Below are 26,434 nucleotides of genomic sequence, written 5' to 3'. Positions count from 1 at the left end.
GGGCATTGGACGCTATTTCAGTTCAAGGTTGGCAGCGACGCAGTATTGCGATGTGCTCGGCGAGCGCGGCTAAGGTAGGAGTGACGAAGACCTGCCGCAAGGGCAACTCGACCCCCCATTGCAACCACACACGCGACACTAGCCGGATCACAAGCAGCGAGTTGCCGCCCTGCTCGAAGAAATCATCCTCGGCCAGTAACGCATCCACTCTCAGCAACCCCCGCCAGATCTGCGCCAACTCTGCCGTCACCTGCGGGTCGGAGGATGCTGGGTGGGCCTGACCGGCGTGCTGTTGGCAGCGCTCGACAGGTGCACCCCAGCGCTCCCGTGCGACTTCGCCGATGACCTTTAAGTGCAGCGCTGGCACGCTCAATCGCGTCTCCAAGGCATCAACAAGGTTTACCAGGGCGGCCTGCAGGAAACCAATCACGCACTGGGCATCCATGGCGCCATCGAGTTGCAGGTCCAGCACGAACTCATCAGCGTAGTCGTCGATCCCCAGATACAACGGGTAGCTGGTGCGCTCCTGGCCACCAAGCACCTCAAAGGTAGTGTTTCTGCTGGAGTGACGGCAATTGAGCAGGGTGTTGAACAAGGGTGCGTTACGCGCCAGCATCGTGCATTGCTGAGCCTGTGCCAGGGATGTGTGCTCGTGGGGCAGCAGATCGAGCAGAGCCTGATGGGTGAGTTTGACCAGTTGAGTGGCATCGAGGTCGGCCAGGCTAATGCGGATCGGCAAGCTATTGATGAACAAACCCAGCGTGCCCTCCACCCCAAGGGTGCCCTGCAAGCGCCCCGATACCACCGAGCCAAACACCACATCGTCCTGATCGCAGGCATCCGCTAGGACCATGGCCCAAGCGGCGTGGAAGAGCGTGGCGGGCGTCACCTGCAAGTGCTTGGCGAGCGACCGTAGACGCGCATTGATGCGCGGCGGAACCGACTCGCGGACCTCGACCACAGTACTGCCGTCGCCGTGAGTATCAGCCAGGCCGAATGCAATTGAAGGCACCTGCACATCGCCAAGAGTGCGCTTGAAATACGCCTGCGCCTCGCTATCGGAGCGGTACTGGGTATGGGCGATGAACTCGCGGTAGGGCACCGTGGCCGCCAACCGTTGCGCCTGGCCCGTACGCAGCGACTGCAGTTCGCGTAATAGGATCTCCATACCGACGTGGTCGAAGACGATGTGATGCAGGCGCAGCAACACCAGATAGCCTTCACCCTGCGGTGCCACGTGCAGCGTCAGCAGGGGCGCGCGCGCGAGGTCCATGCGCTGGTGCTGTGGAGCACCCAGCTTGTGCATTTGAGCCAGCACGTCATTTGCGTCAGCCAGCTCCACGTAGGTCACTGGAAGCGTGACCTGGCGCAGCACCACCTGTACCGGCTGCGCCAGCCCTTGCCAGAGGAACGCGGTGCGCAGCACGTCGTGGCGATCAAGCAAATACTGCATGGCGTCGAGGAGTGACGTCAGTTCAGCGTTGCTCGGCACATTGAACAGGGTGGGGATCACATAAGGGTCGATCTCAGGGTTCAGCAGATTATGGAACAACATACCTTCCTGCAACGGCCCCAGCGGATAGATGTCCTGAATATTCGCCGCTCCGCCCGGCACCTTGGCCACCACCCATTCGAGCGCCTCGCTATCCAGCTCGACCAGGGGCAGCATTTGCGGGGTCAGTTGGGTACAGGCATCCGGGATCAGATTGGCCGGAGCCGTGAAACCAGGCGCGTTGGCGCGCTCGGACTGGGTGAGCGATGCCGCCAGGTGCGCCAGGGTGGGTACGGCGAAGACCTGGCGGGCCGTGGTGGTGATCCCTTGTTGCTGCAAGCTAGCGATGATTTGCATCACCAGCAGGGAATGGCCGCCGAGTTCGAAGAAGTTCTCGTCAGTGCCGATGCGGTCGATACCCAGCACCTTCTGCCAGATCTCACAAAGACGCTGCTCCATGACCGTGCGCGGCGCTACATAGTGTTGGTGTAGCAGCGCAAGATCAGGCTCGGGCAGCGACATGCGATCGACCTTACCATTGGCTGAGAGAGGCAGCCGCTCCAGGAACACGAACGTCGAGGGCAGCATGTACTCGGGCAGGCTCTTAGCCAGGTGCAGCCGCAGCCTGTCGATCAGCGCCTGGCCATCTTGTTCGGTCAGGTCGTGAGCGTGCAGCACCACATACGCCACGAGTCGGCTACCGCTGTCAGCACGATGGCAGATTGAGGTGACCGCATCCTTGACCTGCTCATGGCCTATGAGCGCGTTATCAATCTCGCCCAGCTCGATACGAAAGCCGCGCAGTTTGACCTGAAAATCCTTGCGACCAAGGAACTCGATGTTGCCATCGCGCAACAGCCGCCCCAGGTCGCCGGTCTTGTACATCCGTTCGCCGGTCAAGGGGTGCTCGATGAAACTGTTGGCAGTCTTCTGTGCATCATGCCAGTAGCCAAGCGACACCCCTGCCCCTCCGATGTGGATTTCGCCAGCTACCCCATAAGGCACTGGGCGCAGGTCGCTGCCGAACACGAACATGTGCTGATTGGTCAAGGCCTTGCCATACGGCACGCTCCTGCCGAAGCGCCGGACATCGTCGATGTGGTAGATGGACGAAAAGATCGAGGCTTCGGTATTACCGCCCAGGTTAATCTGCCGCGCATTGGGGAACTGGGCAGCGATCTGCGGCGGTAGATCCGTGGCGATCCTATCCCCGCCCATCATGATCAGACGCAGCGAACGGTTGATCTTGCGCGGTTCGATCATGGTCAAGAGCTGCATGTAGGCAGGCACAGTGTTCCACAGCGTGATCGACTCGCTTTCCAGGTAGCGGCTCCAGGCATCGATTTTCTTGACTTCGCCGGCCTGCGGCAGCACCACGGTGCCGCCCACCGACAATAGGCCGAAGATATCGAACACCGATAGGTCGAAGTTCAGGTTCGACAGCGCCAGGACACTGTCGCTGGCATTGATGGCAAAGCGCGCACAGAGGTCGTCGATGGTGTTGACTGCGCCTCGGTGCGAAATCATCACACCCTTGGGAACGCCCGTCGAACCCGAGGTGAAGATCACATAAGCCAGGTCGTCCACTCCGGCACGGCTGTCCAGCCCGTCGCCGTCACTGCCCTGATCGCCATCGCCATCGAGGTCGAGGTCGAGGTCGCCATCGACGCTAGTGATCGACAAGGGGGAGCCTTCGAACAACGTGCGTGCGTAGGTCGAGGTTGTCACCACTTGGCTAATTTCGCCAAGCTCAAGCAACAACTGGATGCGTTCGACCGGCAGTTGCGCATCGATGGGCAGGTAAGCCGCGCCCGAGCGCAGTATACCGAGCACCGCCACGACCTGCTCCCAGCCTTTTTCCATGACCACCGCGACCAGCGCATTCGGCCTGCAACCTCCGCAAATCAAACGCTGGCCCAGGCGCGCGCTCAGCGCCGCCAACGCCTGGTAACTCAGCACCTTGTCCGATGTCTTGACTGCGATTCGCTCGCCCTGGAGCTTCACCTGTTCGAGAAAACGAGCCTGCAGCAGCCGTGGCGCAAGCGCCATGTCGAGCGCGCTGCCCGTTGCGCCCAAGGTCCACAGCGCCTGCTGTTCGGCTTCGCTCATCAAGGGCACGGCAGACACCGGCTGTTGCGGATTGCGGGTCAATTCCTCGAGCAGCACCGCAAAATGACGGGCGATGTCTTCGATGGTCTGCGGGTCGAACAGGTCGGTGTTGTATTCCCAAGCCAATGCCAGGCCCTGGGGCTGTTCGGTCACGAACAGCGTGAGATCGTACTTGGCGATGCCAGTGTTCTGCTCCAACGCCTCAAGCGTCATGCCAGGCAATCGCAGCATGCTGCTTTCGTTGTTCTGCAAGACCAACATGATCTGGAACAAAGTCGCATGGTTCATGTGCCGGTTAGGTTGCAAGCGTTCGACGATCTGCTCGAACGGTAGTTGTTGATGAGTGTAGGCATCCAGCAGTACCTCTTTGCTGCGCTGCAGCAGTTGGCTGAAGGTCGGATCGCCAGCTAGGTCGCTGCGCAGTACCAAGGTGTTAACGAAACAACCGATGAGCCCGGCGATCTCTACCTGCTCGCGGTTGGCGATCGGCGTACCGACTACGATGTCGGTTTCACCGCTGTAACGCGACAGCAGCACCGAGAACGCCGCGTGTAACCCCATGAACAAAGTCGCACCCTGGGTATGGCAGATACGTTTGAGCGACTTTTCCAACGGTGCATGAATGCGCGTGTGCAAGGTCGCGCCGGCGAAGCGCTGTTCGCGCGGCCGCGGCCGGTCGAAGGCCATGCCATGGGCAACCGGCAGCCCAGCCAACTGCTGTTCCCAATAGCTCAGTTGCGCCTCGAGCACCTCGCCCTGCAACCAGCCGCGCTGCCAGTGCGCGTAGTCGGTGTATTGCACCTCCAGCGCGGACAGAGGACTCTCCTGCCCTTGGGCGAAGGCCGTGTACAACTGAGCGAACTCTCTCACCAGAATCGCATTCGACCAACCATCGGAGGCAATGTGGTGCAGCGTCACCAGCAAGATGAACTGGTCGGCTGCGAGCACGAGTAGGTGCGCCCGGATCATCAGATCAGTGTCCAGGGCGAAGGTGCTACCAACCTCCTCGCGTACCAGTTGCTCGATACGGCGCTGCCTGGCCAGCGCGTCGAGGTCGCCCAAATCAGTCTGATACACGATGAATTCGGTCAACGGCTGGACACTCTGGTAAGGGTGGCCTTGTTCGTCGGCAAGGAAGCAGGTGCGCAGGCTTTCGTGCCGCTGCACCAGTGCTTGGAACGTGCGCGTGAGGGCGCCGAAGTCGAGATGCCCCGACAGCTTGAGCACACTGGACATGTTGTAGTGCGCACTGCCGCCGTCGATGTTATCCAGCAGCCACAGCCGCTGCTGGGCGAACGACAGCGGCGCACCGCCCTCTCCAGCCACAGGCCGTAATGGCGGCTGACGATCACGGGTATCGAACGTTCGTAGGGTTTGCGCCAGAGCCGCCGGTGTCTGGTCGCTGAACACCGTCCTGAGCGGCAGCGCGACATCGAGCGCCCTGGCCAGACGCGACACCAGGCGCGTGGCAGTAAGCGAGTGGCCACCCAGCTCAAAGAAGTTGTCGCTCACTCCGACTCGCTCCACCCCCAGCAGCTCCTGCCAAATCTCACAGATGATCCTCTCAGTGCGGTCAAGGGGGGCGATATAGGTACGCTGCCAGCAAGGGTCGTCCAGCAGCGCCAACGCCTTGCGATCGACCTTGCCGCTGGCCGACAGCGGCAGGCTGTCCAGTACGCTGAAGGCCGACGGCACCATGTAGTCCGGCAACACCTTGAGCAATGCACGACGCAGCACCTGAGCGGCGGCGTCGCGGGGCAACGCGCCGGTCTCATCCAGTACGATGCAGGCAATCAGGCGATTGTCGACGCTCTCACGGTTCACGACGACGGCACTGCTGATCCCGGGATGGGCGAGCAATTGCTTCTCGATCTCTCCCAACTCGATGCGAAATCCCCGTATCTTGACCTGCTGATCTAGCCGCCCGAGATAGTCGAGGTTGCCATCGGCCTGCCAACGCACTAGATCGCCGGTGCGGTACATGCACGAACTGCTCGAAGGGTCGCCCGACACATGGAACGGGTTGGCCACGAAGGCTAGTTCGGTCAACTCAGGGGCATGCCAATAGCCACCGCCCACACACGCGCCAGCGATGTACAGTTCGCCGGGCACCCCAACCGGCACCGGGGCTCCGTGGCGATCAAGCACATAGACACGGACGTTGTCGATGGGCTTGCCGATTGGAATACGTGCGGAAACCTGCACGGGAATCTTATAGAACACCACGCCAATTGAGGTTTCGGTCGGGCCATAGGCATTGATCAACTCAATGCCGGGGTATGCCTGCTTGAAGCACCGGGCGGTCTCGACGATCATCGCCTCGCCGCCCACGACTAAGGCCTTGAGTGTCGCCATCGGCGCACTCGGCCAGCGCCTGGCCTGTAACTCCTCGACAAGCGCGGCGAACAACGCCGGGGTGAAATCGGTAACTGTCACCCCATGGCGAGCGATCACCGCGATCAGGCCAGCGACGTCGAAATCCTTGTCGGTGTCTAGAATGAAACAGCTACCGCCGCTTAGCAGCGGCCAGAAGAACTGCCAGACACTAGAGTCGAAACAATGGTGGGTGGTTTGCATCACCACCTCATCGTTTGCAACGAAATAGCGATCCATGAAGCGCAGCCGGTTGACGATACCTGCATGCAGATTGATCGCCCCTTTTGGCTTGCCAGTCGATCCCGAGGTGTGGATGACATAGATCGACGCGTCAGCCCCTAGGCGCAGGGACAGGTTGTCCGCGCGCGCGGGTAAGCGCTCCAGATCGACCACCATGGCGCGCCAAGCGTCGCCGAAGCGCTGCGCCGCAAGTTGGTCTTGCAACACGACGCGCGGCTCCAGCCGATTCACCACAGCCTGAATCCGCTGCTCAGGCCAACGCAGGTCGATCGGCGCGAACACCCCACCCGCCTTCATCACGGCCAGCAAGGCCAACGGCACCGAGCAACCACCTTTCATCATCACCGGCACTACATCGCCGGGCTCGATGCCGAGCTCGATCAGCCCATGGGCCAAGCCATTGGCCGCCGCATTCAAGGCGCCATAACTGAAGCTAAAATGCTCGTCGAACACCGCTCTTCGCTCGGGGTGGAGCACCACCTGATCTTCGATCAAGGTATGCAGGTGCTCGCCTGGTGATGCGGGCACGGCCGTATCGTTCCACGCCTCCAGTAGCTGGCGGCGCTCGACGTCATCGAGCATGTCCAGTTTCGACACCGGCGCGTCGGGGCACCGCAGCATGCTGGCCAAGAGTCGTTCGAAATGCCGGGCCATGCGCTCGACGGTGTCATGATCGAATAGATCGGCGTTGTACTCCCAGGCCAGCGACAGCCCCCGCTCATCCTCGCTTGCCTTGAGCGTGAGGTCGTACTTGGTGGTGACGGCAGGCTGCGGCATAACGTTCAATTGCAGCCCTGGCAGCGACAGCGTTGCCTGTTCGCCGTTGTGCAGGACCAGCATGATCTGGAACAGCGTCGCGTGACTCAGGCTACGTTCTGGCTGCAGCCGCTCGACAATCAGTTCAAACGGCACTTGCTGATGCCCATAAGCATCAAGCAAGGTTTGCTTGCACTGTTCGATCAGCACCGCGAACGAGACCTCGCCGGACAGGTCGCTGCGCAGCACCAGGGTGTTGACGAAAAAACCGATCAATTGCGCCACCTCGGCCTGCTCACGGTTGGCGATGGGGCTGCCGACCACGATGTCTTGTTCGTTGCTGTAGCGCGACAGGAAGGCAGCGAAAGCCGCATGCAGGCCCATGAACAGGGTTGCACCGAACGACCGGCAGCAACTGTGCAGGCGTGCCAGCATATTCACGTCCAGTCGGCTCAAACAGACACCCCCGGTGAACGTCTGGCTGACCGGTCTCGGGCGATCGAGCGGTAGATTGTGCACTCGTGGCAAGTCCGCCAACTGCCGCTGCCAGTAACCGAGCTGCTCATCGAGCACAGGACCCTGCAGCCACTCACGTTGCCAATGAGCGTAGTCGGCGTACTGGATTGGCAGTGGTTCGAGTGGATTTTCCAACCCTTGCACGTAGGCGCTGTAGATTCTGCAAAACTCCTTGACCAGCAGCGTCGTCGACCAGCCATCGGAGGCAACATGGTGCAAAGTCACCAACAGCACGTGCTCGTCTCTGTCCAGCGTCAGCAGCACCACGCGCAGCATCAAGTCCGCGCTCAAGTCGAAGGGTCGATTGGCCTCTTCACGAGTCAACGCATCGACTTTCGCCGCTGACTCCTCGCGGGCAAGACCGCGCAGATCGCGGCGCTGCACACGGAACGTCGGGACTAGGCTGATGATCTGGTGAGGCACATCGTCGGCATCGATGCTGAAGCAGGTACGCAGGCTTTCGTGGCGCTCAAGGATGGTGACGAAGGCGCGGTCGAGCGCATCGATGTCGAGACTGCCGGTCAAACGCAGGGCGCAGGGCATGTTGTAGTGCGCACTGCCTTCGTTGATGCGATCGAGCAACCACAGCCGCTGCTGGGCGAAGGACAGCGGATGAGCGCTGGCAGCGTCGCGTGTTACCACCCGCAGCTGATCCTGCAGCCCCACGTTGCGTTGCAGTTTGAGGAACTCGATGATGGCCGCTCTATGCTCGACAATCAGCCCCTTGAGTTCCTCGGTTAGAGCGCCCTTCGGTGCTTTGTAGGTGAGGCCATTATTGTTCAACGACAGGCGAATGCCCCTGTCGGCCAGTAGCGACATGATTGTGTTGATCATCGGTTATCTGCATCCAAGCTGTGACGTTCGATAAAAAAGGCGTTTCTCGCCTGCTCGAGCCGTGTTTCGCCCCGCTTTACGGCGCTTCGCTGCGCGCAGGGTCGATCCACTCCATGGTTTGCACTTTGATGTCTGGATGGCTGGTCAGCCATTCGAACTCGTCGATAAATGCAAAACCTTGCCGTTTGTAAAAGTTCGCGGCGCGTGCGTTGTCGGGAGATACGCCCAGAACGATGCGCTCGAAGCCAAGCTCCAAGGCGCGCGACTTGAGTACCTCAACCAGGCACTGGGCAACGCCGCCGCCCCGCAGCTCATGCTTGACCCACATGCCGATCAAGTTGAAGTGCCGCCTTCGATCGATGCCACCGCCGATCATCCCGACCGGCAGATCGTGGTCGATGGCCAACCAGAAATACGGTGTCTGTTGTGCCGAGGCGAGACTCTTCCAGCGCTCATCGCTGTATTTGACGGCGTCCGCATGACTGACGCCGAACGCGGTGGGCGAACAGGAAAGCGCCTGCAGTCGGATCGATTTCAAACGTTCCCAGTCCTGGATATCGGTTTCACGAATGATCATGCCGGCCACTCCTTAGAAGTTCGCGATGCAACTGCGCGTCAGAATCCTGCGCTGCTGATCCAGGATGGGCCCCCGGGCATGCATGATGCGGGTGTTGTCGAACATCACCAGATCACCCCGCTGCCAATGCACATGGTAGGCACTCAGGTAAGCCAGGTTGTCGATGACACGCAGCATGTTCTCGAAATCCTCGCCAGGGATGGGCTCGACCACGCTCGATGCAGCCCCTTCGCGCAGATTGGCCTGGCGTAACACGCGATAGAGCAGGATGCGGTTGCAGAAGGCCTTGTGCATCGACCACCTTGGGGTGCGCGCTAACGGTTCGGTAAATTTCGCCACTATCTGCTCCGGGGTGAACTCAACTTCCAGCTTCTGCCCATTGGTCATGCCGTCGATTAGGCGGCTGATCGCCCCTTTGACGTCCTGTGGGGCAACCCCGAGCATCTTGGCAACCAACTCTGGCGGCCGCGTCCAGGTGTGCAGGTGTGAATGGCAGGCGAGGAACTCGCGAATGACCTCGTCGCATTGGGAGAAGACTTCGATGCCATCGGTCAGCAGCGTGGCACCGCCGCGCAAGGGCGGGCGTTCGCAATAGAGGAATAGCAGGTGGGGGCTGGTAGGCAAGTGGCAGTCTTCGCTGTGCCAGCCTATCGGTCCCTTGTGCAGGTTCACCGTCGCGGTGAGGCTATCGCCGCTGACGTCCTCGCGATCCCGATAGCCGCTGTTGGGAATGACGAAAGTCTCGCGGTTGGGGATCATCTTGTGCGCGAACCTCAGGGTGAACGCTTCATATTCAGTGATGCTGATATCGAACCCTCGCAGCAGCACGACGCCCTGTGTTTTGAGCAAGTGCTTGAGTTGCAAGTGATCCAGATCGACCAATCGTATGACGAGAGACTGCGGTTCGACCATGACGCCATAGTCATTGCGCAACGGGCTTGTTTTCATTGTTCATCCCTCTTGATAACGACAAGCATGCCTGCCCGGCGAGGCAAGCACGCCCTGAAGTGGCCATCTGTCTTACTTGGTCTTGATCTCATCGATGGAATTGGCCGAGACCCCATCGACGATGGTTCTGTTGATCATCGGATGGAATTCATGGGTGGGGCCAAAGTCACTGTCGGGGTGATATGCAATCACTGACATATCGCTGCCCCCCGTGCGGAAGCCATGTTTGCCTTCGGCCGGAATGACGAATACCCGCCCTGGCTCCAGGGCGATTACGCCACCGGGAGTGATGCATTCACCCCGGCCACGAATGATCATGCCGACCCGCATCGAAGGGTGGGTATGCAGGGTCTGATCTATACCGATGGGGAAGTACAGCAGGTTGAGGCAGCTGTCGCCCATCATGACCGGCGGGATCAGCAGTGAGTCGGTGCAGCCGTCGATGTACTTTAGGCGGCCACGGGCTTCGATCGGGCCACCGATATTAAAGAAGCCGTCGTAGCCAATGCGGGTGATGGCTATGCCGGACCCGTCACCGTGCAGCACCACACGGCCTGGTGCGGAGAAGTACATGCCAGCATGAATGTTGAATGTACCGGAGGCATGCTCGAGAACCAGCGTCCCTTCGTAGACATAACCAAAGTGGGTTCCGGTGGCCGGCAACAGCAAGTGGTCATGGGAGCATCCCCACAATTGAGTGGGATATGCATCGCCCCCCATGCTCGACAGCAGTCCATGGGCCAGCGGGTAGGGGATGAAGCTTGGGTTGTTTTCCATTTTGTCTTCCTTGGTGGATAAACTCATTGCGTTCATGCAATAACGCCGACAATCGGATCGTTGCCGCAGATGCGTTTTTCATAGGCAACGAACCGGGCTGCCAGCAAGGCTCGCTTGACCTTTCCCGTCGATGTCGCGGGTATCGGTTCACGACCAAACAGAATGACCCTTGGCCGATAGCGGGTGGTGCAGGAGCGCACGCGCTCCAGCACCCTGAGCTCGGTCTCTGGTGTACGCTCGCAGTGCAGGTACAGGCCGATTTCTTCACCGGCCATTTCGTTGGCGAATCCGCTCACCGCAAAGCGGCCAAACTGACGCAGCGCATTGAGTTGCGCTTCGATGACCAGCGGTGACAGGTTTTCGCCGTAACGAATGATGATTTCCTTCTTGCGTCCGGTGACGAAGATGTAGCGCCGCCCATCGATCCAGGCGAAGAAGCCCAAGTCGCCGGTACGTAGGTAGCCGTCGCCCAAGGCTGCCTCGGTGGCGGCCGGCTCATCCCAGTAGCCGAGCATCAGGGTATGGCCACTGATGACGATATCGCCCTCTTCTTCTCCGCTCGCCGACGTGCCATCGGCGCGCACGATGTCGATTTCGCAACCGAACACCGCCGGCCCGATGCTGGGGACCTGCCAGTGCGTGCACGCGCGCGCGAAATCGGCTTCGCCCACGTTCCAAGGCACGGCCGCCGCGAAGTTCACGCACTCGCTCAAGCCATAGCCTTGATGAATGTCGATGCCGGTGCTGCTCATGAACGCCTGGGCCACGACCTTGGGCAACGGTGCCGCCGCCGACACCACGTAGCGCAGATCGGGCAGCGAGGCTCGAGGCGTCGGACAGCTCGCAAGCACGCGGATGATCTCAGGCACCAGCGAGATGATGTTGACACGATGCTCACGTAGGATTGACCACACCCCCGTGCCCGGCAGCCCCGCACACAGCAGCACATGATTAGAGGCATACAGCGAGGTGATCATCGAGAAGCCGAACGCATTGGCATGAAACAGCGGCAGCACGCACATATGCACCGGGTGCTCGGCGAGGTTGTGCACGCGACTCAATCCCTCGGCGTTCAGCATCAAGTTGTAATGACTCAGGCACACCCCTTTTGGTACCGAGGTGGTGCCGGAGGTGAACAGAATCACGGCGAGGTCGTCGGGCTGGACATCCGCCTGCGGCCAGATGAACCCTGCGTCCTCGGTCGTCGGCGAAAGCGGCAACGACGGCAACGCACGGGTCACCTGCCCTTCGACCTGCGTGAGCTCCGAGGCAACATCGCGCCCTGTGACCAGCAGATGCGGTTGGACCTTTTCGATGATGACCTTGAGCACCTGCAACGATTCGGTATTGCTCACCGGAACGGTTATCGCGCCAATCGACATCAGCGCCAGGTGGGCGACATAGGCCTGCGGCCCATTGCTCGACAGCACCACCACCCGCTCGCCACGCCTCACCCCTTGCGCTTGAGCGAACCAGCACGCCAGCCCGCGGATCTGCACGAGCAACTCGGCATACGAATAGTGCTGGGCCAAGGCCTCACCTTCGTAGCTGGTCAACGCCGGCCTACTCAGTTCGCTCGCCGTCAGGCTGGCCAGAACCTGTGCCAAGGTGGTGCGAGCGATCAGCCTTTGGCTCGGATCTACGGCGAGATATCTGCGCGATTCGGTATGCAATTGCACCGAGGGTGCAGTCGATCGGGGTGTGTACATTGGTCATTTCTCCATATGAAATCAGGTGTATCGCGCTAGAGTGGCACTCACAAGTTGCCCTCCTCTTCGTCGGAGCCATCCGCCACCACGTCGGCCAGGGCCTGCTGGGCCTGTGTGATGAGCAAGGCCAGCGCGCGCAGGGTCACGGATTCGAACAAGGTGCGCAGCGGCAGCTCAACTCCGAATGCCTGGCGAATCCGCGACGAAATGACGGTCGCCAGCAAGGAATGCCCACCCAGGTCGAAAAAGTTGTCCTCCATTCCAACCTGTTCGACGCCCAGCACTTCGGCCCACAGCCTGGCCAATTCGCGCTCGACCGGTGTCTGGAGTGCCGTACGCGCCTCCTCCAACCGGCCTGGCGCTGGCAACGCGTGCCAGTCGATAGCTCCATCGGCAGTGCGCGGTAGGCGTTCCAGCACCACCACCGATGGGATCAGGTGCACAGCGAGGCGCTGTTCCAGCGCCTCGCGCCACGCCAGCTCCGTCGGCGCAAGCGTCGCGCCATCCTCCAGAGTCACGTAGCCCACCAGACGAGGCGCGGCCGCATCCTCACGGCGTATCACCAGGGCGTCATCGATCCGTGGGTGGGCGCGCAGCGCCACCTCGATTTCTACGAGGTCGACGTGCTGTCCGTCGACCCAGGTGTGGTTGGGCCTACCGACGTATTCCAAATGGCCGTCCGCTCGCCAGCGCCCGCGCATGCCGGTGCGCAGCAGCCGCGTTCCTGGTAACGCTGGGCTCGTCAGTAATTCATCGTGCTCGGTAGGTCCCCGGTAGCCCTGGGTCCACGACGCGGCATCGACATACACCTCCCCCACCAGGCACGGCGGAAGGGACGCCAGGTTGGGATCGAGCACGTAGGCCTTCACGCCAGGAATCGCCTGTCCCTGGGCAGGTGCCTCGACGTTCATGGGCGAATGATCGAACTGGCGCATGAGGCCATAGGACAAAACCTGCACCGGTGGTATCCGGCTTTTGCACTCATCTAGATACAGGCAGGCACCCGACACCAGCGGCAGCAGCATGTCGCACAGCGGCGCGGCGCCATCGACGCTGCGCGGCAGTTCACCACGGGCGCGACATTCGACCATCGCCGCCAACTGCTGCGCCAGGCCTCGATGGGTCATCGTCAGCAGCCGGCGATGGCTCTGCTCACTCCAGGTTGGGAACAGGCAACAGACAGCGTCCGCGCTCGGTGGCGGATCGCTCGCATTGACAGGCCCACGGCCTAGGTCCGAGATTGCTTGCATCACCTCAATACCCGGGCAGCCTGGGCGCGCCAGGGCCGCCGCGCGCCCTTGAACGCCCAGCGTCAACACGGCTTTGCCTTCCTGCGCAAGCTGGCGCAGATGCTCATCGGCGTAGGCCGGGTCCAGAGGCAGGCAGACCGCACCGGCGCTGAATATGCCCAGTAACGCCGCCGCGATGAGTGGGTCGGCCAGCAGCATCAGGCCCACCGTCGCACCCGGCGCCACTCCGCTGGCACGCAGATAGCGCGCCACCCGTTTGGCCCACGCGTCCAGGTTGTCGTATCGGATCCCACCACCGCTGTACTCGCACGCGATCGCCGCCGGATCGCGCCTGACCTGTATGGCGAACAATTGATCGACGCTCTGCACCGCCCTGCCCTGCCTCACCGCTCTTGATGAAAGCTGCAGGTCGCTACCGGGCAGGACGAACTCAACCAGCGGCTGATCTGGCTCGGCCACGCCCTGCTCGAGGATCGAGCAGTAGTGCTTGACCAGCCAGGCAATAGTCGCTGCGTCAAACAGGTCAGTCGCGTATTCGAGCGAACACACTACGCGGTCGCCCTCCTCCTGCACGCGCAGCATCAGTTCGTAGCGGGCGCTGACCTCGCCGGCCTGCAAAGTTTCGACGCACAAGCCAGGCAGTTCCAGGGTTTCTGGGCGGTTAGCGGCAGGAATAGAGTTAATCATCACCTGAATGATCGGCGGTCGCGACAGGTCGCGTGGCGGATTGAGTTCCTCGACCAGACGCTCGAAGGGAAGGTCCTGATGACTGTAAGCCTGTAGCGCAGTTTCCTTGGCCCGCTCGACCAACTGCCGCAGGCTGGGCGCCCCCGACAGATCCGTGCGCAGCACCAGGACATTGACGAAGAACCCGATCAGCCCCTCGACCACACGATGGGTACGGCCGGCCACAGGGGTGCCGAGCACGATATCGTCCTGGCCGCTCCAACGCGCCAGGACATGCTGAAAGCCTGCCAGCAGCAGCATAAACAGCGTGGCCTTGTGCGAACCCGCCAGCGTCGTCATGCGCTGGGTGAGCTCGGCGGGTAGCACGAAGTGCTGTTTGGCACCCTGATAGCTCTGCACCGGCGGCCGGGGGCGATCCAGGGGCAGGTTCAGCCCCGTCGGCATGCCGCGTAGCACGGTCTTCCAGTAGTCGGCCTGCTGGACGAGCAGCGTGTCGCGCATCCAGGTACGTTGCCAGAGGGCGAAATCGGCGTACTGCACAGGCAGGTCAGCCAGGGGCGAAGGCCGCCCTTCATGGTACGCCACGTACAAGGCGCCCAGCTCGCGAACCAGCACGCCCAGCGACCAGCCATCGGAGACGATGTGGTGCATGCTGACGACGGCTATGTGTTCCTCGTCCGACAAGCGTATCAGCGCGACGCGAAACGGCAGGACGTTCGCTAGGTCGAAACCTAGCTGCGCCACGTCCCGCACGCGCCGGGCAGCCTCTTCGCGACGCAAATCTTGCGGAGTGCTCGTCAGGTCCTGACGCTCCAGCGAGAACAAGTGCGGCGGCGCGATGATCTGCTCGATCAACTCCTCATCAGCCACGATGCGTGTGCGCAGCGATTCGTGGCGTCGGACGATTTCATTTATGGCTTTCTCGAACGCTCTATCGTCCAGCGTGCCGGTGATACATATCGCACCACTGATGCTGTAAGCCGAGCCCATGGTCTCGATCTGTTCAAGCAGCCACAGGCGCTCTTGCGCATACGAAAGCGGCAGTCTTGCTGGGCGCGGTCCTGCCACCAGTTCCGGTAACGGCGCCAACTGGTGCTCCGTGCCCTGACCGTCCAGCAGGGCGGCCTGTGCACTAAGCCGGGTGTGTTCGAACAGCACACGCAGTGCCGGCTCGACCTTGAACACTTCGCGTACTCGCGCCGCTACTTGGGTGGTCAGCAGCGAGTGCCCTCCCAGGTCGAAAAAGTCATCATCGCGCCCGACCTGCTCGCGTTTGAGCACCTCGCCCCAGATAGCCGCCAGTTGCCTTTCTGTTTCGCTCACCGGCGCCTCATAGCCCGCCGCCTGCTCGCGTGGGTCGGGCGCCGGCAGTGACTTTCTGTCTACTTTGCCGTTGGCGGTCAGAGGCAGGGCCGGCAGCACGACGAATCGCCCCGGCACCATGAACTCGGGCAGGCTGCGCAGCAGCAACGCGCGCAGCGCGTCGTGCTGCGGCAAGCACTGACCCGCAGCAGGCACCAGATACGCCACCAGTTGTCTGTCACCGAAGCGGTCCTCCTTGACCATCACCTCGACCTGACTTACCTCAGGCAATTCCGCCAGCGCCGCCTCGATCTCGCCCAACTCGATGCGATAGCCGCGTACCTTCACTTGATGGTCGATACGTCCCAAGTATTCGAGGTGGCCGTCGGTCCGATAGCGGCCAAGGTCGCCTGTACGGTACATCCGTGCGCCAGACGCCGCGCTGAACGGGTCGGCCACGAAGCGTTCAGCGCTAAGCCCCGGACGACGCAGATAGCCCCGTGCCAAGCCCGCGCCGCCTATATACAGTTCACCGACGATGCCTACCGGGACCGGGTTCAAGGTCTGATCCAGCAGGTACACACAGACGTTGCGAATTGGCCTTCCCAGTGATGGTGTATTTCCCGCTGCACGGATATCGCAGATCAAAGTGTCGACAGTGGCCTCGGTAGGCCCGTAAAGGTTGAAGCTGCGCAGCTCTTCTCGATTGCGCAGGTTACGCCAGGTCTTTTGATTGATCGCGTCACCGCCGATCAGTAGGCAGCGGGCCAGTGGCACGCGGTCGTTGGCGGCCAGCAGCAATGGTAATTGCGCTGGCGTGCAGTCCAGGACATCGAGCTGCCAGGGACCAACTACCGCTGCCAACTGGTGCGGGTCATGCCGAATGCCTTCAGGCACAAAATACAAGGTGGCGCCCTTGAGCAGCATGAGCCACTGCTGCACCGAGGCATCGAACGAAATCGAAGCGTTCATGCCAACACGCAAGTTAGCCCCATGGCCAAGCGTGTCGTACACACGCTCCTGCAACGCGGCGAGCAGATTGACCGCTCCGCTCTGGGTGATCGCCACACCCTTGGGCTTGCCGGTGGAGCCCGAGGTGTAGATCACATAGGCCAGGTTGGCCGGATCTTCCACTCGCTGTGGGGCGAACGCTGCGAAGTGCTGCAGCACGACCACCTGGGCATCGAGACAGAAGATCGTCGGGCAGCCGGCAATCGCCGCCACGGTCGACCGTAGATGCTCCAGCGTCAGCAACAGCCGTGGCCGACCATCCTCGATCATGTAGGCCAGACGATCGGTGGGATAGGACGGGGCCAAAGGCAGGTAGGCCGCGCCGGCCTTGAGAACCCCGAGCACCCCGACCAGCAACTCAAAGCCACGGTCGGCGCACAGCCCCACCAAGTCCGGGGCGCCAACACCCTGCTCGATCAAATAGTGCGCTAGTCGATTGGCCCGTGCGTCGAGCTGCGCATAGGTCATCCCAACGCCCTCGTGGCACAGCGCCAGTCGGTCGGGGGTGTGCCTGACCTGCAGCTCGAACGATTGGGCGATAGAATAGCTGGCCTGCGGTGACGCCGTGTCGTTCCAGGTCTGCAGCAACTGCTGACGCTGCGCAGGCGGCAGCATGTCGAGTTCGCCGACGCATCGATCGCCAGCGCTGACCATCGACTGCAGAAGGCACACAAAGTGCTCGGCCATATGGGTCATCGTGCCGGCATCGAAATGCCCCGGTGCATATTTGAAATCACAACGGATGCCGCTCGGCACATCGAGGGTCTCAAGAGCCAGCGGCAGTGACGCCCCCATGCCGGACTGCTGGAGCGGGAACGTGCTTAGCGCGACACCGCCCCACTGCACGACGGCGTCGCTCGCAGTGAAGGCCATCAGCCCTGCTGCTTGGCCGTGACGCGCTTTATGGAAAGTGAAGCTCGTTTGGAAGAGTGGATGGGACGTCGCGGAACGCTCAGTGCACAGCCGCTCGACCAACCGCGAAAACGGATAGTCCTGATTCGCCAGCGCGCCCATCGCCGTGCGCCTGATCTGGCGCAACAGCTCGCCGACAGTGGCCTGGGGCGCGAGCCGAATGCGCAGCGGCAGCAGATTGACGAAGTCGCCCACCACCTGATCCCAGGCTTGCTCGGTTCTCCCCGGCAGGGGGACGCCAATGATCAGGTCGTCCTCGCCGAAGTAGCGTTGCAGGAGTAGCGCGTAAGCCGTCAGCAAGGTCACATGCAATGTGCACGCATGGGCTGCCGACAATGCACGAAGCGACTCACTGAGCGTGGCGGGAAGCTCGATGGCAAGCCGTTGCTGGGGCGTGTCCTTGACCTCGGATTCACACTGCTCGGGTGCGAACGCCAGGACCGGCAACGGTGCTGTTAGTTGCTCCTGCCAATAGCGCAGTTGAGTGTGGGCCCGAGCACTCTCCAGCCAGTCGTGCTGGTATTGCACAAAGTCGCGATAGGTCGTGCGCGCAGTGAGCGGCTGCGTCGGCGCACCTTCTTGCAGATGGCGCCCCAGCTCATCGATGAGCAGCCAATAGGACCAGACATCCACCGCGAGATGGTCGAAAGTCAAGACCAGCACCGCTTCGCTTGCATCGATGCGATAGAGCTTGGCGCGCAGCAACGCTTCGCCGGTCAGATCGAACGGCCTGGCGAACTCTGCGGCAATCTGGTGTTCGAGCGCGGTGGCGTCCCCTGACTCGACCCACTGCTCGCTCACACTCACTGGCAAGCTCGTCGCCACACATTGCTCGGGTTCGCCATCACGCTCCCGGTAACAGGTTCTGAGCGCGGGATGGCGCGCCACCAAGTACTCGATGGCTTCACGTAAAGCGTCGAGCGCGAGATGGCCCAGCACGCGCGCGGCGAAACCGTTGTTCTGCCGCCCTCGCAAGGCAGGATCAATACGGTAGATGAACCAGCGACTGCGCTGGACGAACGAAAGGGGGAACCAATCTCCGGGGGCAAGCGACACGTTCACGACATACGCCTCTGATCAGACTGCGTCAGTCGCGACAGCGTCGCGACACGCATTTAAATGACCCGCCAGCCGATCGATCGACGGGTTGTCCAGGATGCATTCGATATCAATATCGATGCCCGTCAGGTCGAACACCTGGCGGGCCAAACGCAGGGCGATCAGAGAGTCGACTCCAAGCTCGTCGAATGGTGCGGTGATGCAGATGTGGGCTGGCTCAATAGCCAGCAACGATGCCAACGCATCGCGCAGGCGCTGCTCAAGTTCAGTCATGACATTCCCTGTTGACAGATAGATTCACTGACCGCACGCACGGCCGTGTTCAGATGACCCGCTGGAGCGAGCCCGACTGGTAATCTAGACGACACTGGTGCCGCCGCACCTTGCCACTGGACGTGCGTGGTAGGCTGCCGGGCCTGATCAGCACCAGCTCCTCGAGCGCGACGCCAAAGGTGGCGCTGACCGCCTGGCGTACAGCGCTGTCCACTTGCTGCCACTCGGCAGGACGCCGCAACCACTCACGCTTGAGCTCGAACACCAGGAGGACTTTGTCGCCGTCTTCGTCATTCAGCACGAATGCCGCACCGCCGTCCTCGCGCAGAGCTTCGTGGCTGGCTTGGGCTTCAGCCTCGAGGTCATTCGGCGCGTATTTCTTGCCGTAGACAACCAGTTGATCCTTCAGGCGTCCGACCAGGTGCAATTCGTCGTTCTTCAAGTAGCCCAGGTCACCTGTGCGCAGGTACGTTTGCGGCTCCCCGTCGAGGCGCGCGCCGAATACTTGCGCACTTAATTCAGCGTGGCGCCAGTAACCGGCTGCCACGCTCTGCCCGGCAACCCAGATCTCACCCACCTGCAACTCGGGCAGGCGCGCATGGGTCTGCGGATCAACGATTCGCACCTGGGTGCCGCACCGTGCAACGCCGCAATTGACCACCGGCCGGCCCTGATGGCTGCAGCTCTTCGGTAATGCATCGAGACGCTTGCCAGTGACGAACAACGTGGATTCAGCGATGCCATAGCAGGGATAGAAGGCCTGGGGCCGGAAACCAATCGCTGCGAAACGCGCCGTGAAATGCTCAATGGTGCCTGGCCGAATGGGCTCGGCACCGCAGAACGCGACGTGCCAGCGCGACAGGTCGCAATGCTCCAGTTGCTCGTGGGTGATATTGCGAGCGGCCAGTTCGTACATGAAATTGGGGCCGCCGCTAATGGTGATCCCGTAGTCGGATATGACCCGCAGCCAGCGCTCGGGAAACTGTACGAACTCCGCCGGCTGCATGCAGTTGCCGATGCAGCCAACGTACATCGATACCAGCACGCCGCCGATCAGGCCCATATCGTGAAAAAGAGGTAATGCCGTCAGGATTGAGGACGCGGGAGTGAATCCCATCGCCTCGACGATCACCGCACAGTTGTGCATCAGGTTACCGTGGGTGACCACCACACCCTTGGGCTCGGAGGTCGAGCCGGAGGTAAACTGCAGGAACGCCACGCTCTGCGCATCAATGGTTGGCTCGACCCAGTCGGGCGAGGCCAAACCCTGAGCGACGTGCCAGGCGCGCATGTCGATGTACTGGAGGTCATCTCCCAATTCGAGTTCGTCGGTATCGCACATCACCCCACGTACTTGCGCACTGGCAAGCAGGGTCTCCAGACGACCGGAATGGCCCTTTCGGCGGGCAACTGGGGCGGGAACGGCCACGCTGCCAGCGAGCAGGCAGGCGAAGAAACCGAGGGTGAAACTCTGCTGCGACTTGCAAGTCAGCAAAACCCGCTCACCCTGCAGCTCCAAGTGCTGCAACCAGGCGGCGAGCGCCGATGCCTGGGCGAAGACCTGGCGAAACGTGAGCTCCACCGGAGCCCGTCCTCCACCCTCGAAAAACCGATAGGCGATCGCATCGGATTTTTCGCAGGCGTGCCGATAAAGCGATTGGTAAAAATGCTGCACTTTGTGCCTCCCAGAAATTCCATTTCCGCACACCCTCCTTGAAACCAAGGAGGTCCAATTCATCAACGGCTAGCTAATAGAGATCAGCAATGTAAAAATTTAATTCCAAACAATTCCATACAAAAACCAGCTACTTTGAAAACAGATTTTCACACAGCGTTGAGATTAACGGTTCCAGCTTTTTTGATAAGCCTTCTATTAACTCCAAGAACTGCTCCGTTCCCATTTCATGTTATGGGCTGTAGCCATTCGCGGATGCGATCAAGCGAGTGATCACGAGCGCGAGTATCTCCAGTTACAAGCAAAGATCCAACCACCAGAATGAAATCAAGAAGTTTCCTACAAGGGTAGGTAACTCTTGATATAGGAAGCCAGAGTGCGACAGTCGTATTAAGCTAACGCCTGGCACAGAGTCAGGGCCCCATCAAACACTTTGATTTATCTAAAAAAAGCCGCCTGACATCCAGACTAGATAGTCAACCGAGGTGAGAATGAAGGGGGAGGGAAAATCCAAGACGCTTTAACAAGCGGTTGAAAACGGCTGAACCGGATTGGGTTCTGGCAAACTACCCAGCATGTTCTTTAATGTCAGCGCAAGACTGAGCCAATGTGTAGACCCACTCTCAAGCAAAATGATCTGTTCAGCTTCACAACGCTGGAGCCCCCCAAGGATCACATGCTGCGCCGACTGTGTAAGATGATCGATGCTGTTCTGGCCTTGATGGGCCGCGGTTTCGACGCACTGCACTCCACGCTGGAATTGGCTCCGATTGCGCCGGAACGATTGTTGCTCGGAGCTACCAACAACGCGCCTCGTACCTTACTTGCCATGGGGTAACGCTGCGCCCAGCGGCTTACTAGACGCGCTAGTGTGCTGTCTTCGAAATAATTTATCCCTATGGTACGACCTCAAGTGCCTCGCGAGCTCGTTGGATTTTGCTCAAAATCTCCTCGCCTTTCGCGTTCCAAACGTACCGGGTCGGCTGAGCATTTCTTAGTGCCATGAACGTTGTTATCGAGGATTCCAACTCGCGCACCGAGGCAAAGCTACCGTCTGGTAGATACACCGTGATGTCTCGGAAAAATCGTTCGACCATGTTCATCCAAGAGCTGGACGTCGGTGTGAAGTGCATATGGAAACGCGGGTGCTTCGCCAGCCAGGTTTTCACGGCGGCGTGCTTGTGCGTCGCATAGTTATCGACGATCAGGTGAAGCTGGAGATTCTTGGGGGTCTGCTTGTTGATCTTCTTGAGGAAGGACAACCACTCTTGATGACGGTGTTGACGTTCGATGCTGCTGATCAATTTTCCCTGCAGATAATCCAGCGCAGCGAATAATGTAACCGTGCCGTGGCGGGTGTAATCATGTGATTTCGTCTGGATGTGGCCGATGCCCAGAGGCAATCCAGGCTGCGTGCGTTCCAAGGCCTGCACCTGGCTTTTTTCGTCGCAACACAGCACCAATGCCTTGTCCGGCGGGGCCAGGTAAAGGCCGATAACATCCCAGCATTTCTGTTCGAACTGCGGATCGTTTGAGAGCTTGAAGATGCGAGTCAGATGAGGCTTCAAGTCATTGGCAGCCCATAACTTATGGACCGTACTCGAAGAAATCCCGACCGCTCTCGCCATACTCCTGCAGCTCCATCGCGACTCGCCAATGCGAGGTTTCGTGACCTGCTCCAAGACGCGGCGGACAGTATCGGCAGGCAGCGACGACTTGCGTCCACGACCTGGTTTATCAATCAATCCGTCGAGCCGGAGCAACTGAAAGCGTTGGCACCAGTTGGTGACTGTCGGGAGAGAAAACCCAGTCAGTCGTGCAATCTCTTCCCGCGTTTCGCCCTGTGCTGCAAGCAGCACAATGCGTGCTCTACGACCTTCACGCTGGGGAATGGTGGCGGAGCGAACGCGCCGGTTCAGTTCGGCCTTTTCTTCGGAGCTAAGCGTAATGTCCAGTGCGCTCACCTGAAGCTCTCCAAGGGGGAAATGACACCTGAAGTGTAGGTGAAAAATTAGAAAAGCTATTTCGCAGACAGCACACTAGCGCTTGGATTCGAGGCATCCTTTCATCTGGTCCGACATCGCGCTCAGGAACGCAGAGATGCCTAATGGGCGTTTACCCAGAACCGAATCAGCGCATCTACTTGATATCAGCTTCAATCACTTCAATCCTTGCCATCACGAGCCACTGACGATGCATAAATACAAACGCCTGCTGCTGGTGGTGCTGTTTCTGCTGGTACTGCTAGTGGCTTTCCAGCTCAGTGGCTTGCGCGAACACTTCACGGTGCAATACCTGCGTGACGTGCTGCTGGAGAACAAGCTCGGTGGGGTGCTGTTGTTTGCGTTGCTGTTCACGATGGGCAATCTGTTGCAGATCCCCGGTTGGCTGTTTCTTGGCGCGGCAGTCTTGACGCTGGGCCGTGTCTGGGGTGGGTTGGCCACTTATGTGGCGGCCGTCTTCTCCTGCAGTTGCATCTTTTACATCATTCGCCTATTAGGCGGTGATGCCCTGCGCGAGTTCGACAATCGCCTGGCCCGGCGCATATTCAGCTATCTGGACCGTCACCCAGTGTCATCCGTGACACTGCTGCGCCTGTTGTTCCAGACCGCGCCCCCCTTGAGCTATGCCTTGAGCCTCAGCGGTGTGCGTTTTCGTCACTACCTGATCGGCACTCTGCTCGGGCTGCCGATTCCCATTGCGCTCTATTGCCTGTTGTTCGACTACTTGGGCAAGACTTTGCTGCACAACTGATCAGTAGGCCACCACGGTGTGTCAGGGATGGCCTCTCGCGGGTAAACCCGGCTCCTACCACGATCGGTGGTGTAGCGTCGGTAGGAGCACGGCTTGCCGGCGATAGAGTCCCCGCGGTGCGTCAGGCAGTGGCGCCCGGTTTGTTACGGTTGCTGGTACTGAGTCAGGTACTTGTCCACGGTCGCCGAATCCGAACCCTCCGCCACTGCCCACATCTTGCGCTCGATCCCTTGGGCCAGCATGTGCCCCACCGCCGCTTCAATGGCCGAGAGCACGCAGAGTTGCGCAGGCTCGTTGGTGGTGTAGCCGGCTTCGACTTCAAGCAGTTTCTTGAATTCGATGAACTTGAACACGCCAGCGCTACGGGCTACCGAGTAGATGGTCTTGCTGGTCATGACGTTGGACAGCACTTGCCCGGTGCGTACATCCACGGCACGCAGGTTGACGGTTACCTGGTCGACCCGGTATTCGCGGGCGATGTCGATCCCCAGGTATCGGGCCCCTTCCCCGCCACTGCGCACGTTGGTGTCGTAGGCGATGATGCCGCCTTCGAGCATCAGGTTGGCCGCCTGCAGCGGTGGCAGCTCACTCTTGATATTGAGGGGGGTATCGGGTTTTTTCTGCGAGGCGCGGATGATTTTCCGTTCGGTCAGCAAATTCTGCAGCCCTTCACGCTCAAGCACCATGAACCAGCCGCTGGCCGCCAAGGCGTCCATCAGCATGCTCGCCGCGCCCTGGGTGACGCTGGTGGAGAACGAGCTGGCCGGGGTGGGCTTGTATTGCCCGGTCTGGTCACGGAAGCCGTACACCACCGCCATCAACCGGCCTTTTGGCCGTGGCATGTTCAGCAGGTCGTAATAGGTGGAGGCCCGTGGCGTGAGGGTGGGCGTTTTTGGGTCGTGGTCGGCCGACATCGGCTCGCGCAGGCTGCAGCCTTGCAGGAGGACAACCGCAATCAGGGTCAGCAGAATTCTTTTCATGTTTTTTCTCCCCTTTAACCTGAAGCCCTATTGGGCCAGGCCATTGACCTGAATTTCTGAGATTTCACCGGTCACGCGGTCCGTCACCTGAATACTCAGGGCGCCCGAATCGTCGACCACGTTGACAATGAATGCATCCGTGGACAGGGTTCCACCCTGGCCACTGGAGACGTTGTCCAGCAGTTGCGTGAGCAGCCGCGATTGCAGCTGGGCCGTGAAGCGTTCCAGCGCGGAAGTACCGGTGGCACTGGTACGTGACTTCAGGTCCGGGTCGTCGTGATCGTTCTGCGACTGAGCGTTGTTGAGCAACCAGGTGCCATTGAGCGGGTTGCCGCCGAACGAAGGATTGACCGGGGTGTACACCAGTTCAGTGGCCAGGGCCTGGCCGCACAGGCCAGCGGTGACCAACAACAGGGCAGTACGCAGCGAGAGGCTCTTGTTGTTCATAATTCGTCCTTCTCCAGATCAGTAGTGTCTTGCAGCAATGCCTCCAGCTTGCGCTGGATAATCTGCGCCTTGACCAGGTCCGCGGCTTCATAGGCCACGTCCTGCAGATCAGTGGTGTTGGGCGGCAAAAACCGCCGGTACACCAACCGTTGTTGATACTCCACCGTCACCAGGCTGCCCCATCGGGCCGACGGCCTCTCACGTACCACCAGGTTGAAATCCAGACGGCTGGTGGCACGCAGCCGTTCGGTGAAGCTGTAATAGAAGTCGTGACCGATGTGGGAGATGGTGTTGTCGACGATAAAGCCCATCATTTCGTCTTCTTCACCCGCCCGCAGTGGGCTGCACAGCAGCGCCACGACCAGTCCGAGCACAGCGGCCAAGCGATTCATTCAGCACCTCCCTGGTTCAACGATTTGCGCCCACCGGCCGCGGATTCCATAAAGGCTTTCTCGGCCACGAACTGCCAGTCGGCGTAGTGGCTCACGCCTTCGAAGTCGGACCACTCGGCAGGGAACCCGGCCTGTTTCATCGGGGTTGCCTGGGAGCGGCTGTAGACGCCGGTGATGCGTCCGTCGATCGAGCGCACCAGGCCCCATTCGTCCGAGTGGCTAATTGGGTCCGGGTAGAGCCTGCGCAGGTGGTGCCGGGCCGACGGAAAGCGTGGGTCGTTGATCAGTTCGTCGAGTGTCGCCGGGTACTGTGCAAGGCCGGGGGATGCCCGGTAGAAACTGCGCAGCGCCTGGGCGTACTGGGTGCCGACCCAGATCAGCTCGCGTTCCCGTTCGCGCTGGCCCACCGTCGACCAGACCTGGCCGGCCGAGGCCAGGGCCATGCTGCTCAAGGCAATCAGCAGCAGCACGCCCAGGTAGGTGAAACCGCCCATGGCGGAGGGCTTACCACTCGGAGTAAAGGCTGCCATCACGCGCCCTCCCGGTTGCACCGCTTTTTACATCGGCAACGCCACCAACCACGCCGTCCGGTGGCGCGATCGGTTGCCAGGTGTCGCGTTTGCCATTGATCGGGTCCAGTGGCGCGTTGCGCAGGTAGCGCTCTTCAACCAGCTGTTCGATGGAATCGGGGTAGTGGCCGGTGTCACCGTAATAGTGATCGAGGGCTTCGCGCATCACCGCCAGGCTCTGCTGCAGCGTGGTTTCGCGCGAGGTCTCAAGGCTTGTGAAGTAGCGCGGTACCGCGATGGTCATCAGCGTTGCGATGATCGCCAGTACCACCAGCAGTTCGATCAAGGTAAAGCCCTTTTGCCTTTCCATGAATCACCACTCCTTGTAGGCGATGCCGTTCAGGCCCCGGCCGGGGGCCTGGGAGTACACATCAAAGACGTCTTCGCCATTGCGTGGGGTGTCGGCTGAGCTGTCGTAGGAACGCAGGCCCCAGCCACCCTCGTCATTGCGTTTGTTGGCCAGCAGCGGGTCGTGGGGGATGCGGCGCAAGAAATAGAACTTGGCGCCCTTGGCACTGCGCACATCGCGCACACCGTCCACCAGCACGGCAAGGTTGGGCGGGTAGCCGCTGGAATTCAGCGACTTCTCGATCCAGCCGGCATCGAAGGCCCGCTTGTAGGCGTCGATGGCGTCGCGAATCTGGTACAGCGACGCCTTCAGGGCCTGCTCCTTGTTGCGACGTACCACGGTTTCGGTCAGTGGCGCGGCGATCGCCGCCAACAGGCCGATCAGCGCCAGGGTCACCACCACTTCAATCAGGGTGAAGCCTCGCTCTGTGCGTTTCATGA

16 protein-coding genes and 1 pseudogene are annotated in these 26,434 nt (G+C 60.6%); 2 read left to right on the top strand and 15 right to left on the bottom strand.

The annotated features are described in order from the left end of the window. Nucleotides 1-22: 22 nt before the first annotated feature. The 8 genes from AC3IX4_RS12935 to AC3IX4_RS12900 all read right to left on the bottom strand — a co-directional run bounded on the left by AC3IX4_RS12935 (nucleotide 23) and on the right by AC3IX4_RS12900 (nucleotide 20,503). Complete coding sequence (locus AC3IX4_RS12935) at nucleotides 23-8,323, bottom strand: amino acid adenylation domain-containing protein (RefSeq protein WP_489260903.1); 8,301 nt, start codon at nucleotides 8,321-8,323, stop codon at nucleotides 23-25. Between the two features lie 76 nt (nucleotides 8,324-8,399). Then, nucleotides 8,400-8,900, bottom strand: coding sequence for a GNAT family N-acetyltransferase (locus AC3IX4_RS12930; protein WP_489260902.1), 501 nt, complete (start codon nucleotides 8,898-8,900; stop codon nucleotides 8,400-8,402). Nucleotides 8,901-8,912: 12 nt separating this feature from the next. Then, a complete protein-coding gene (locus AC3IX4_RS12925; RefSeq protein ID WP_489260901.1) occupies nucleotides 8,913-9,848 on the bottom strand; it encodes a TauD/TfdA family dioxygenase in 936 nt (311 codons plus the stop codon). A 72-nt stretch (nucleotides 9,849-9,920) separates the two neighbouring features. Then, complete coding sequence (locus AC3IX4_RS12920) at nucleotides 9,921-10,625, bottom strand: cupin domain-containing protein (RefSeq protein WP_489260900.1); 705 nt, start codon at nucleotides 10,623-10,625, stop codon at nucleotides 9,921-9,923. Between the two features lie 32 nt (nucleotides 10,626-10,657). Beyond that, a complete protein-coding gene (locus AC3IX4_RS12915; protein WP_489260899.1) occupies nucleotides 10,658-12,334 on the bottom strand; it encodes a class I adenylate-forming enzyme family protein in 1,677 nt (558 codons plus the stop codon). A gap of 47 nt (nucleotides 12,335-12,381) precedes the next feature. After that, a complete protein-coding gene (locus AC3IX4_RS12910; protein WP_489260898.1) occupies nucleotides 12,382-18,558 on the bottom strand; it encodes an amino acid adenylation domain-containing protein in 6,177 nt (2,058 codons plus the stop codon). A gap of 15 nt (nucleotides 18,559-18,573) precedes the next feature. Beyond that, the gene (locus AC3IX4_RS12905) at nucleotides 18,574-18,828 is read right to left on the bottom strand and encodes an acyl carrier protein (RefSeq protein ID WP_489260897.1); all 255 of its coding nucleotides are present in this window, start codon (nucleotides 18,826-18,828) and stop codon (nucleotides 18,574-18,576) included. Between the two features lie 49 nt (nucleotides 18,829-18,877). Next, nucleotides 18,878-20,503 (bottom strand): fatty acyl-AMP ligase, encoded by a 1,626-nt coding sequence (locus tag AC3IX4_RS12900; RefSeq protein WP_489260896.1) that lies wholly within the window; start codon nucleotides 20,501-20,503, stop codon nucleotides 18,878-18,880. Between the two features lie 607 nt (nucleotides 20,504-21,110). On the opposite strand from AC3IX4_RS12900, the pseudogene AC3IX4_RS12895 reads away from it, so the two are divergent. Beyond that, nucleotides 21,111-21,293 (top strand): annotated as a pseudogene (locus tag AC3IX4_RS12895) (IS5/IS1182 family transposase); the annotation flags it as partial. 106 nt (nucleotides 21,294-21,399) lie between these two features. Here AC3IX4_RS12895 and AC3IX4_RS12890 read toward each other — a convergent pair. After that, nucleotides 21,400-22,467 (bottom strand): IS630 family transposase, encoded by a 1,068-nt coding sequence (locus AC3IX4_RS12890; RefSeq protein WP_489260895.1) that lies wholly within the window; start codon nucleotides 22,465-22,467, stop codon nucleotides 21,400-21,402. 229 nt (nucleotides 22,468-22,696) lie between these two features. Between AC3IX4_RS12890 and AC3IX4_RS12885 the strand changes: the two genes are divergently transcribed. Next, a complete protein-coding gene (locus tag AC3IX4_RS12885; RefSeq protein WP_489260894.1) occupies nucleotides 22,697-23,257 on the top strand; it encodes a TVP38/TMEM64 family protein in 561 nt (186 codons plus the stop codon). Nucleotides 23,258-23,400: 143 nt separating this feature from the next. On the opposite strand, the gene AC3IX4_RS12880 is transcribed toward AC3IX4_RS12885, so the two are convergent. The 6 genes from AC3IX4_RS12880 to AC3IX4_RS12855 are packed head-to-tail and all read right to left on the bottom strand — an operon-like array spanning nucleotide 23,401 to nucleotide 26,432. Next, the gene (locus AC3IX4_RS12880; RefSeq protein ID WP_489260893.1) at nucleotides 23,401-24,237 is read right to left on the bottom strand and encodes a CsgG/HfaB family protein; all 837 of its coding nucleotides are present in this window, start codon (nucleotides 24,235-24,237) and stop codon (nucleotides 23,401-23,403) included. Nucleotides 24,238-24,264: 27 nt separating this feature from the next. Further along, on the bottom strand, nucleotides 24,265-24,684 hold the full coding sequence (locus AC3IX4_RS12875; RefSeq protein WP_489260892.1) for a curli assembly protein CsgF: 420 nt from the start codon (nucleotides 24,682-24,684) through the stop codon (nucleotides 24,265-24,267). Next, nucleotides 24,681-25,076, bottom strand: coding sequence for a curli production assembly/transport protein CsgE (gene csgE / locus AC3IX4_RS12870; protein WP_489260891.1), 396 nt, complete (start codon nucleotides 25,074-25,076; stop codon nucleotides 24,681-24,683). Before csgE ends, AC3IX4_RS12875 begins: the two co-directional genes overlap by 4 nt. After that, nucleotides 25,073-25,606, bottom strand: a complete 534-nt coding sequence (locus tag AC3IX4_RS12865; RefSeq protein ID WP_489260890.1) for a type II secretion system protein — start codon at nucleotides 25,604-25,606, stop codon at nucleotides 25,073-25,075. The genes csgE and AC3IX4_RS12865 overlap by 4 nt, the downstream gene beginning before the upstream one ends. Beyond that, nucleotides 25,581-25,955, bottom strand: coding sequence for a type II secretion system protein (locus AC3IX4_RS12860; RefSeq protein WP_489260889.1), 375 nt, complete (start codon nucleotides 25,953-25,955; stop codon nucleotides 25,581-25,583). The genes AC3IX4_RS12865 and AC3IX4_RS12860 overlap by 26 nt, the downstream gene beginning before the upstream one ends. Nucleotides 25,956-25,958: 3 nt before the next feature. Further along, on the bottom strand, nucleotides 25,959-26,432 hold the full coding sequence (locus tag AC3IX4_RS12855) for a type II secretion system protein (protein WP_489260888.1): 474 nt from the start codon (nucleotides 26,430-26,432) through the stop codon (nucleotides 25,959-25,961). Between the last annotated feature and the right edge of the window lie 2 nt (nucleotides 26,433-26,434).

The organism is Pseudomonas sp. KH_021 (genome assembly GCF_057838865.1).
This window is presented reverse-complemented; position numbering and strand designations above follow the sequence as displayed.